The 9,136-nt window shown below is 64.4% G+C and carries 5 protein-coding genes and 1 tRNA gene; 3 read left to right on the plus strand and 3 right to left on the minus strand.

Annotated elements, in window-relative coordinates:
- The 3 genes from BRAS3809_RS35700 to BRAS3809_RS04540 all read left to right on the plus strand — a co-directional run.
- Nucleotides 1–1,765 (plus strand): DUF8807 domain-containing protein (locus tag BRAS3809_RS35700; RefSeq protein ID WP_210161094.1); only part of this gene is annotated, 1,765 nt, incomplete at its 5' end.
- On the plus strand, nucleotides 1,765–5,088 hold the full coding sequence (locus BRAS3809_RS04535; RefSeq protein ID WP_008960924.1) for a DUF499 family protein: 3,324 nt from the start codon (nucleotides 1,765–1,767) through the stop codon (nucleotides 5,086–5,088). The genes BRAS3809_RS35700 and BRAS3809_RS04535, both read left to right, overlap by 1 nt.
- A 75-nt stretch (nucleotides 5,089–5,163) precedes the next feature.
- A complete protein-coding gene (locus BRAS3809_RS04540; RefSeq protein ID WP_240535595.1) occupies nucleotides 5,164–5,823 on the plus strand; it encodes an ankyrin repeat domain-containing protein in 660 nt (219 codons plus the stop codon).
- 47 nt (nucleotides 5,824–5,870) lie between these two features.
- On the opposite strand, the gene BRAS3809_RS04545 is transcribed toward BRAS3809_RS04540, so the two are convergent.
- The 3 genes from BRAS3809_RS04545 to BRAS3809_RS04555 all read right to left on the minus strand — a co-directional run.
- The gene (locus BRAS3809_RS04545; protein WP_008960926.1) at nucleotides 5,871–7,085 is read right to left on the minus strand and encodes a tyrosine-type recombinase/integrase; all 1,215 of its coding nucleotides are present in this window, start codon (nucleotides 7,083–7,085) and stop codon (nucleotides 5,871–5,873) included.
- Between the two features lie 164 nt (nucleotides 7,086–7,249).
- A tRNA-Thr gene (locus tag BRAS3809_RS04550) sits at nucleotides 7,250–7,325 on the minus strand.
- Nucleotides 7,326–7,484: 159 nt separating this feature from the next.
- Nucleotides 7,485–9,136, minus strand: a 1,652-nt coding sequence (locus BRAS3809_RS04555; RefSeq protein WP_035655254.1) for a heme biosynthesis protein HemY, incomplete at its 5' end; no start/stop codon positions are given.

The raw sequence follows: 9,136 nt of genomic DNA on the forward strand, positions 1-9,136 counted from the left end.
TGTGGACGAAATGAATCTGCCCACGCAGGAGTGCAGGGGCACCTTCGCCAGCAACGCTCAGGGTCGCCGCTACTGTTTCAGGACCTTCGCGGACTACTTTACTCCGCGCCAGCTTGTCGCACTGACGACCTTCTCTGATCTGGTGTCCGAGACTCGCGAGCGCGTGCTCGCCGACGCGCGGGCCGCGAGTCTCCCACAAGATGGAAAGCCACTGCATGAAGGTGGGTGTGGGGCGGTGGCATACGCAGATGCTATTGCGACATATCTCGGCTTTGTGATTAGTCGTGCAGTTGACTATGGAAGCACGCTTTCAACATGGCTTACAGATGACAATGCCATTCGGGGGACCTTCGGCCGTCAAGCGTTGCCGATGGTGTGGGACTACTGCGAGGGAAGCTACTTCGGCGACTCCAGTGCGTCTCTCACGACGATTTCGAACGCTATATCAAACGTGGTCGCGAACCAAAGATCGACCGGATTTGGAGCGGTAAGCGCATTAGATGCTGCGAGCAACGGCTATCCTGTTCGCCCTGTAATCATTAACACAGACCCCCCATACTACGATAATATCGAGTACGCGGATCTGTCAGACTACTTCTACGTTTGGCTCAGGCGTTCGCTATCGAATGTTTGGCCTGATCTGTTCCGTCGGCTTACTACTCCAAAAGAGTCTGAGCTGGTCGCAACATCTTATCGACACGGTGACAGAGATAGGGCTGAAGCATTCTTTATCCGCGGCATGAGCGAGGCTCTGACTGCCATGCGCAAGGCGGCCGCAGACGACGTACCCTTTGCGATTTACTATGCTTTCAAGCAGTCAGAGATAGCAGAGGATGGCGTAACCTCTGCTGGTTGGTCCTCATTCCTACAGGCGGTTGTCGGAGCTGGCCTGATGGTGGACGGAACATGGCCCCTGAGGACGGAGAGCGCCGGCCGCTTAATAGGGCGCGGAGCCAACGCTCTAGCCTCGTCCGTCGTTCTCGTCTGCCGCAAGCGCGGGTCGGACGCCGAGGTGATCACTCGCGCCGAGTTCATCCGTGCTCTCAAACGCGAGATGCCCGACGCGATTGAGGAAATCCGCAAGGCAGGCGTTGGTCCCGTGGACATGCAGCAGTCCGTTATTGGACCCGGGATGGGTGTGTTCAGCCGGTACGCCAAGGTACTGGAGACCGACGACAGTGCGATGAGCGTAAAGACGGCCCTGTCATTGATCAATCGGGTCTGGGAGGAGATCGAGAACGAGCTCGACGCCAATTTCGATCCGGAGACGCAGGTCGCTCTCGCTTGGTTCGCGAGCTACGGCTTCGAGGTGAAGCCATCCGGCGAGCTGACGATGCTCGCCAACGCCAAGAATATCCCTGACCGCGCATTATTCGACTCCGGCGTGTTCCGAAATCTGCACGGAAGGACTGCTCTGACGAAGCGCCACGAACTCCCGGCTGGCTGGTCCCCTGTCGGCGATCACACGTTGACCATATGGGAGTGCGTCCAGCATACCGCGCGCGTGCTCAATGCCGAAGACGGTGGAGGCGAGGCAGCAGCGAGGCTTGTCGCCCAAATGGGTGCGAAGTCCGCCGATGCCCAGAAGCTCTCCTACCGCCTTTTCGAGATCGCCACGCAAAAGGGCTGGAGCCAGGAGGCGCTAGTGTACAACGAGCTGGCACAAGAATGGGCCCATCTCGAGGACCGCGCAGCCGGTCTGACAACGGCTGCCCCTACTCGCGGTGTGCAGGGCGCATTCACGTTCGATAGGGGGAACACCTGATGTCAGCCGACAAGGATGTGCTGACGCGGGTTCAGAACGGCCTGTTCCATCTGCAACGCGGCCTGACGCCCTTCGTGACAGCGCGTATGAAGGCGGTGCACGGCGATCGTTGGCTACACTACGCCAGCCGCGCGATGGGCTCCGCGCCTGGTTCTGCGCTGGACGCCTACGGCCTGATCAAGACAATGATTGACCGCTGGCGCGAGGTATTCGACGAAGCCTTTGCGCGCAACGAGAAGCATCGTGTGCGCAACTTCGCCTCGACCGCGCTGGAAGCACGGAACGCTACTGCCCACCTCTCGATCCCGCTCCAGGACGACGAGGCGTTGCGTTACCTCGACGCGATGCACCAGTTGCTTAAGGCGGTTAAGGCTCCGGAGCGCGAGATCGCCGAGTTGCGGAAGCTCTATGAAGCCCAGCGCACCCACGGCATGTCTCCTGCCCCGTCGCCGCAAGCCGCCGTCCCGGCCACTGCAGCTCCGAAGCTAGACCTTGCTCCGCCTCCGGCGCAGATCGCCTCCGGCAAGGCTCTGAAGCCTTGGATCGAGGTCGCCCTGCCACATCCTGATGTGCTGGCGAATCGATTCAAGGAGGCGGAGTTCGCCGCGGATCTGTTCGCAGTCGATGCCGGCTATGCGACTGAGGACTACGGCGCGCCGGAAAACTTCTTCCGCATTACTTTCCTCACCGAGGGACTACGTCGTGTGCTAACCAGTGGCCTACAGCGCCTCTCCGGTAAGGGGGGCGATCCCATCATCGGCCTACAGACCGCGTTCGGCGGCGGGAAGACGCATACGATGCTGGCCGTTTACCATCTCGCGAAGTCAGCGGAGTTGGATCATCTCGAAGGCGTCGGCCAGCTCTACAAGGCGGCGGGGTTGAGCGGCTGGAGAAAGCCGCAGGTGGCCGTCTTTGTCGGATCTTCTAAGGGTACCGATACTTCGCTCAACCTGCAGAACGGCCCAAAGGTCCATACACTCTGGGGCTACATCGCCTGGCGGCTCGCGGGCGAGCGCGGGCTGACAATCGTCGCGGATGCCGAGGCGGCTCGCACAAATCCCGGCTCCGAGCTTATGGTCGAGGTGCTGAAGCTCGCGGGCCCTAGCGTCATACTGCTAGACGAACTCGTGGCCTATGCGCGTCAGCTGCCGGACGATCGATTCGAAGCGTTCCTGTCCTTCATCCAATCACTCACCGAGGCGGTGAAGATCGCGCCAAACGCTCTGCTTGTCGGATCGTTGCCGGAAGCGAACACCGAGGCGGGCGGCGACAAGGGCGTGCAGGCGCTGGCACGGCTCGAAAAAGTATTCGGCCGCGTGCAGTCGCCCTGGATGCCAGCTTCTGGTGACGAGACCTACGAGATCATCCGCCGCCGCCTCTTCCAGACGCTCGACACTGACGGCGAAAAGGCGCGGGACGAGACTATCAAGGCGTTCCACGAACTCTACAAGAAGAATGCGGCCGAGTTTCCGCCAGAGGTTCGCGAAACTCGGTATTATGACTTGCTGCGCATGTCCTATCCAATCCACCCGGAGCTGTTCGATCGGCTGTCGAAGGAATGGGCGAGTCTCGACAAGTTCCAGCGCACGCGAGGCGTCCTGCGCTTCATGGCGAACGTTGTCGGCGTACTCTGGCACGAGCGCGTGCCCGACCCGCTGATCATGCCCGCGCGTGTTCCTGTTGCGAACGATCGTATCCGCGCAAGCGTGCTGTACCCGCTCGACCCGGCATTCGGCGCGATCGTCGACCGCGAGGTGGATGGCGAGGGAGCGCTGCCTGCGCAAATCGAGGCGAACCCGCAACGGCGTATCTCACAGGCCCGAGCAGCCACGCGCGCTGCGCGCGCCGTCTTCATGTGCTCCGCCCCGCTCGTCGGGCATCCCAACGCCGGGATCGGAGCTCCCGCGCTGCGGCTCGCATGCGCCGAGCCAGGCGACCAGCTCGCGATCTTCAGCGAGGCGTTGAACGAGCTTAAGCAGCGCGCCGCCTATCTTTACGAGGAAGGTGGACGCTTCTGGTTCTCAACACAGCCGACGTTGAACCGCGTCGCCGAGGATCGCGCCAAGGCGTACCCGGATCACGAGGTTGACGGAGCCATCGCCCGACTGCTGCAGGAGGATGCGGCGACGAAGGGCGGTTTCCACAGGGTGTTCGCGACACCTGACGACGCGACGACGATCGACGAGGCCGATGCGCTTTCCCTCGTGATCCTTGGCTCGTCGACTCCGCACGTCGGCAAGGGCGTTGGAAAGAGCCCGGCGACGGATGCGGTCACGGATGCGCTGATGCGCTGTCGAGCCTCGCAGCGCCGCCTCCGAAACACTTTGCTCTTCGTCACACCCGACGAGGCGCAACTCGCCGTAGCGCGAGAATCCGTTCGACGCTCGATAGCTTGGGCCTCGATCGTTGCGGACGGCAAGCTCCAGCAGCAGCTGACGCAGGCGCAGGCGATCGACGCAAAGGATAAGGCGAGGACCAGCAGGGAGGGCGCCCAGAAGGCGGTCCGCAATGCCTGGAGCCACGTGCTCTACCCGATCAAGAACGCTGACACCGAGGCCGGGAAAGCATTCGATCTGGAGCACTTGGCGGTGTCGGCGCGGGACAAGGGCGCAATCCCGCAGGGCGTCTATGACAAGGCGCGCGGGGACGGCGTCGCGATGGAGACGCTCGGAGCGGAGTCGCTTTGGCGGCACATCAAACCGTTATGGCCGGAGGATCGACCGCATCTGCCGATCAGCGAAATCGTCGACTGGTTTGCATCCTATGTCTACCTGCCGAAGCTGCGCGATCGGGTGGTGTTGGAGCAGGCCATCAAGGACGCGCTCGGTAAGCTCGATCCGATGTTCGGCTACGCCGAGAGCTACGACGCGGCGAACGACAGCTACGAGGCGCTGATCTTCGCCAAGTCACCTCCGGAGTTCTTCGGACCCGGTGCGGTGCTAGTACGGAAGGATGTCGCGCTGGAGCGGGTGCGTGACGCCCCAAGCCCCGGAGCGAGCGAGCCGGGTGCAGGGGAAGACAAGCCGCTGCGGCCGAGCGGGTCGCCAACTCCCGAACCGCCGAAGCCTGCTGGCCCTGGCAAACCGCGGCGGTTCTACGGCTCAGTCGAGATCGATGCGGGCAATCGCCCAGTCAACGCTTTCGGCAAGATCGTGGAAAGCGTGATCATGGAGCTTCAGCGCGCGAAGGGCGTCAAGGTCAAGCTGACCCTGGAGATCGAGGCTGAAGCGCCGGATGGATTTGACGATGGCGATGTCGGGGTCGTGCGGGACAATACGAAGCAGCTGAAGTTCACACCGGGCTCGACGGGCTTCTCGGAATGAGGCGAGTCGACGGGCGTCGTTCTTTTTTTCAGCCATGCGACAGCGGAAACACTGCGTTGGAGCGAACAATTGGACGTGGTCTGGGACGGAGTAAGGTGCGCTGAGCAATTGCGGCAACAAGCTGCTTTGGTTCGTCATTCACTGGCCGATGCCGCAAAGACCGGCGACTGGGCGCAGGTTTTTGATGTCCTTTCCGCACACAGTGACTTGGTGAACGTCACCCGGCTGGACGGGCCGTCTCTCTATGCTCCATTGCATCAAGCTGCTCATGGAGGCGCGCCGGTGGCGATTGCTCAGCGCCTCATCGACATGGGGGCTTGGCGCACGCTACAGAATGCCCGCGGCGAGCGGCCTGTTGATGTCGCCGAGCGTCGGGGCCACCGGCAATTGCTCGACATATTGGCACCCCGGTGCAAGCACTCCGTCCCTCTAGGAATACTTCTGCGAATCCAAGGTCTTTTCCACGACGTGATTCGCGGGCGGATCGTTCGTGAATTCAAGTTGCCCGAGCAGGAACTCAGGTTGCCGGAACTGGAGCCTTTGTTAGAGTTGGATCTTCCGGAGATGTGGTTTCCCGTGCCAGGCATGTACGGCGGATTCAGGTTTCGCATTGATCAAACGGGCGTCAACGCAACGCTGATCTCCGAGAGTTGGAGTCGGGTCGTCGACGGCTCGGGCCACCGCCACCTCATCACGTCAGAGGGTACCAAGCTCGTTGAAGAGGGTTTCGTCTGAATCAAAATAGGTTACAAACCGGATCATCCCACCGCGATCGGCCGCTGCTACGATGCTCGCAGCGGAATGACAATGCCGCCGGCTTGCAATTCCGCGCATCGCGTGGCCCACCAATCCATCATGCGGACGCGCTCTTCCCAATAGTCGGCGCGCGCGTAGGCGCGACGAACGCTGTCGTTATCGACATGGGCCAGCTGCCGCTCGATGGCGTCGGCATTCCACAGGCCGCATTCGTTCAGCATCGACGAGGCGGCCGATCGGAAGCCGTGCGCGGTCATCTCGTCTTTCGTGAACCCGAGTCGGCGAAGGGCCGCATTGATGGTGTTCTCGCTCATGCAACGCTCGCGCGATCGGTTAGACGGGAAAACGAAGCGTCCGTTTCCCGTGAGGCTGTGAAGCTTGCGTAGCAAGGTGACAACTCGGGGCGCCAACGGGATGCGATGTGGACGCCGCATTTTCATCTTTGCCGCCGGAATGGACCAGATCGCACCATCGAGATCGAATTCGCTCCATTCCGCGGCTCGCACCTCGCCGGGGCGCGCGAAGGTGAGCGCTAGCAGCTCCAGCGCTGCCTGTGTTTCTGGAGCGCCTTCATAGCCGGTGATGACCCTCAGCAGACCGCCGAATGCTCTGGGCTCGACGATCGCGGCCCGATGCTGGACAACGGGCGAAGCGATCGCGCCCCGGAGGGCGCCCGTTGGATCTGAGTCGGCCCGACCGGTAGCGACGGCGAAGCGGAAGACCTGCCCAATGGTGGCCCGTAGCCGTTTGGCGGTTTCGAGCCGGCCGCGAACCTCGACCGCTTTCAGGACCCGCAGCACCTCCGGCGCGGAGATCTCAGCGATCGGGCGGGTCCCGAGTTCAACGCGCGCGAGACCAAGCAGCCACGCCACCTTGCCATAGGTGGCCTGTGCCTTGCCTTCCGCCCGCTTCTTTTCCAGGAGTTCGTCGGCCAGAGCATCGAAGGTGTTGGCCGACGACTTGGCCTTCGCAGCCTTCTCCAACTTTCTGGCTAGCGACGGATCTTGTCCCGCTCCAAGCAGACGCTTTGCGTCGTCGCGGGCTTCCCTAGCCTCACGCAGGCTGACCGCAGGATAGACGCCGAGAGCGAGGGTCTTCTGCTTTCCGTTGTGGCGATAGGCAAGCCGCCAGCGTTTGGCGCCGTCAGGCATGACCCAGAGTTGGAGTCCGCCACCGTCGGACAGTTTCATCAGCACCGTGCCGGGCTGAACCTTGCGGATTTCGAGATCGGTGAGAGCCATGTTGGTACATCCCCGCAGCCTTGGGATCGATACCAACAGATATACCAACGAAGCCGATCAGATACCAACGGACCGTCTCGGACATCATTGGACGATCATCCGGCCCCTAAGCGGTTGTTTCGTATGACAATTTGGACGAATTGCGATTGCATCGGACCGGAAAATGGTGCCGCAAGAGGGACTCGAACCCCCGACCCCGTCATTACGAATGACGTGCTCTACCAGCTGAGCTATTGCGGCGAACCAAAGCGGTGCGGCCGGCACGGGGCCGGTTGACGCGAACGGGCTCCTGATATCGGGCGGACGCGCGATTGGCAAGGCCGCGCGCGCGTCGGGGACGCGGAATCGGGCCGGTGTGACCGGCCCGGCGCGCGGGCGGGATGCCCTGTTCAGCCCGGCTCAGCCGCCGAACCTGGACCAGAAGCCGCGCCAGCCGCCGGCCTGGGCCTTGGGCGCGATCTGCTCGGCGAACTCGTCGCGCGGCTGGTCGTCGTCCTCGACGCCGGGATCGTCCGGCGGCCGCATAATCGGGACGATCGCCTGGATCGGCGTCTCCGGCGGCTTGGCCAGATCGCTGCGGTTGCGGAACAGCGGCGTCGGGGCGGCGGCCGCGGTTTCGGCCGGCTTGGCGGGCTCGGCCGGAGGCTCGGGCTCGTCGGTCGGGTCAGCCTCGGCTTCGGCCTCGCTCGGCGCGGCGGCCTGCAGCGGCGGCGCCGGCTCGGCTGCGGGCGGAGCCGCGGCCTCGACCCCGCGGTTGTCCTCAGCCTTGTCGACAGGGCCATCCACCGGCTTGTCGACAGGCTTGTCCACGGCCTCCTCCACCGGCGTCTCGACGGCGGCGCTGGGCGCGGCGATCTCGGCGGGGCGGGGCGGCTCGTTGTCCTGCAGCGTGGCCGGGGTGATCACGACCGGCGCGGCCGGCGCGGCGCGCGGCGGCTCGACCAGGCCTTCCGGGATCGCGGGGCGGCTCGGCGGCGCCAGCACGGCCTCGGCGAATTCCGAGCTCTCGATCACGCTGTTGCGCTCCGACGGCAGGCTCGCCACCGGGGTCTGCCACTGGAAGGCGTCGAGCCGGCCGGTGACCGGCGAGATCGGCCGCCAGCGGTCGCTGACATAGCCGTCGGCGGTCCAGGCCGGATCGTGGCGGGCCCGCACCGCGCGCAGGGTCCATTCGCGCGCCTTGCCGGCGTCGCCATGCTCGGTGCGCTCCAGCTCGGCCATCAGCATCGCCACGCGCTGGGTCGGATCGTCCACGAACGGCGCCAGCGCCGCGCGGGCGCGGCCGAACTCCGCGGCATCGATCGCGGCGCGGGCCACCGCCAGCGCGCCTTCGACATGGTCGCGCGTCCGCGCGGCGAGGTTCTCGATCCGCGACAGCCGCTGCAGGGCGGAATCGCCGAGCCGGACATGGGCATAGGCGTCGGCGAGATCCGGGTGCGGGCAGGCGGCCCAGGCCGCCTCGATGATCTTCATCGCGCGCCGCACCTGGTGCGCCTCGCTCTCGAACTTGGCGGCCAGCACCGCCGCCGGCACCAAGGTCGGCGCCAGCTTCACCGCCTCCATCGCGCTGGAGCGGGCGAGGTCGCGGTTCTCGGTCTCCAGCGCCATCGCGCGCGCGGTCAGCAGCACGCCGCGCTGGCGGCGGTAGGTCGGCTTGTCGATCATCCCGGCGGTGTAGTTGCCGTCGAGGATCGCAAGCGCGCCGTTCCAGTCGCCTTGCGCGCAGCGGAAGCCGAGCACGGCATGCGAGGCCCAGGCCGCATTGGGCGCGAGCTTGAGCGCCTCGTCGGCGATGACCACGGCGGCCATCGCATCGTCGGCGCGTTGCGCCTCGATAAACAGGCCGCGCAGCCCGAGCAGGCGGGTGTCCTGGCGCTCGGCCATGGCGCGGAAGGCGCGGCGGGCGCCGTCGCGGTCGCCCTCGAGCTGCGCCGCCTGGGCGTGCAGCAGAAGGGTCAGCGGATCGTCGCCGGCGAGCCGCCTGGCCGTGTCGGCATGCTGGCGCGCCGCGGTCGAATCGCCATGGCCGATCGCGAGCAGGCCGTGGGTGA

The sequence above is a fragment of the Bradyrhizobium sp. STM 3809 genome, assembly GCF_000239795.1.
Lineage (GTDB): Bacteria > Pseudomonadota > Alphaproteobacteria > Rhizobiales > Xanthobacteraceae > Bradyrhizobium.

Coding starts and splice junctions, on each gene's coding strand:
- BRAS3809_RS04545 (WP_008960926.1), bottom strand. CDS start 7,085: ATGGCTCTCACCGATCTCGAAATCCGCAAGGTTCAGCCCGGCACGGTG.
- BRAS3809_RS04535 (WP_008960924.1), top strand. CDS start 1,765: ATGTCAGCCGACAAGGATGTGCTGACGCGGGTTCAGAACGGCCTGTTC.